The sequence below is a fragment of the Candidatus Obscuribacterales bacterium genome, from assembly GCA_036703605.1.
Taxonomy (GTDB): Bacteria; Cyanobacteriota; Cyanobacteriia; order RECH01; family RECH01; genus RECH01.
Genome location: DATNRH010000384.1, coordinates 1 through 1,710 on the forward strand (window position 1 = coordinate 1; position 1,710 = coordinate 1,710).

Annotated in this window: 1 protein-coding gene; it reads right to left on the reverse strand. The window is 52.7% G+C overall.

Annotated elements, in window-relative coordinates; translation table 11 throughout:
- The coding region (locus V6D20_07990; GenBank protein HEY9815725.1) for an adenylate/guanylate cyclase domain-containing protein at positions 1-1,710 on the reverse strand (1,710 nt) is incomplete at both ends.

Here is a 1,710-nt window from a genome sequence, read left to right on the forward strand (position 1 = left end):
CATGCCAATCCGCAGTTGGAAGGGATCGCCATCTGGGGTCTTAAACTGACTAATGGCCTCCTGCATATCTAGCGCCAATTCAGCGATCGCCCCGGCATGGTCGGGGCGAGGGCTGGGCATCCCAGAGACGGCCATATACTCATCTCCGACAGTCTTCACCTTTTCCAGTCCGTATTTTTCCACAAGACTGTCAAAGGTCGAAAAAATTTGATTGAGCAACTCCACCAACTCTTGCGGGGAAATGCGATTGGCTAACTGTGTAAAATTGACTAAGTCTGCAAACAGCACGGTCACATCCGTAAAACTATCCGCGATCGTGCGGGGGCTACGCTTCAATCGTTCGGCAATGCGCTGAGGCAAAATATTCAGCAGCAAGCGTTCACTCCGCAGCCGCTGCACCCGCAGTTCTCGCTCAGCCTCTTTGCGATCGGTCACGTTGGTAATCATGCCTTCGTAGTAGCGCAGCACCCCTTCCGTATCCCGCACGGCCCAGATATTTTCCGATACCCAAATCACGGAGCGATCGCGGCGATAGACCTGAGACTCGAAATCTGGCACCGAGTCATAGCGCTGCATATAGGCAGATAGTTCAGCCTGGCGCTTGGGTTGAACGTAAAGCTGTTCGGGCGAGATGACCGACTCCATAAAGTCTTCCGGCGAGTCGTAGCCTAGAATCTGGGCGAAGGCAGGGTTGACGCCCAGATAGTGACGATTGGGTGCTAGTTGATAAATTCCTTCAATGGAATGCTCAAAAATGCTGCGGTATCGTTCTTCCACTTGGCGCAGGGCCGACTCGGCTTCCAGCCGTTCAGACAAAATGATATCGCAAACATCGATGCGCTCTTGAAGTTGTTGATTACGGAGTTCCAGCTCATGGTTGGTCGATTCTAGCTGGGCCACCATGGTTTTGATCGGGGTGATGTCACGGAAGGTGAGGGAAAAGCCATCGCCGAGTTTCGTCGCCACAAGCTGGAACCAAGCTGGTTGCCCTTGGCGATGGTGGCAAAATTCTCGATCGAGCGATCGCCCGGTTTCCACAACTTCTACAAACCAGTCGAAGAGTTCATGGGTATTGACGTTAGGAAGTTCGTCTAGGGCTGATTGTCCAATCAAGGCGTCTCGGGATTTACCGACCCAAGAGGCGGCAACTGGGTTAGCTACCACCCACTGAAAATCAATGATATCGCCCTGATCGTCTCGTACGGCCTGAAAAGCAGCGACGCCGTCAAGGGAGCTATTCAGCACACTGGATAGCATGGCCCGAGACTGGCGCAGGATTTCTACGGTTTGTTGATGGTGGTTAATTTCTTCTTGCAGGCGCTGCCGCTGCTGCTGGAGCGTTATCTGGAGCGCCAAGCGAGCCACCACCTCTTCGGTTTGAAAGGGTTTGGTGATATAGTCTGCCCCACCGACTTGAAAGGCTTTCACCTTATCTGTAGCGTCATCCAGAGCGCTGAGAAAAATGATGGGGATAGATTGTGTACGCACAGATGCTTTGAGGTGTTGACACACCTCATACCCCGACATATCTGGCATGGTGATATCCAGCAAAATGACATCCGGGAGGGCCGCCTCAACCGCCGCGATCGCCAAAGCCCCATTCAGAGCCTTCCGAACCTTGTAACCCTGCTGGCTTAAAATATTGGAGAGTAACCGTAGGTTATCCGGTTGGTCATCCACAATGAGGATGTCAGGCTTGTCAGTCATAGG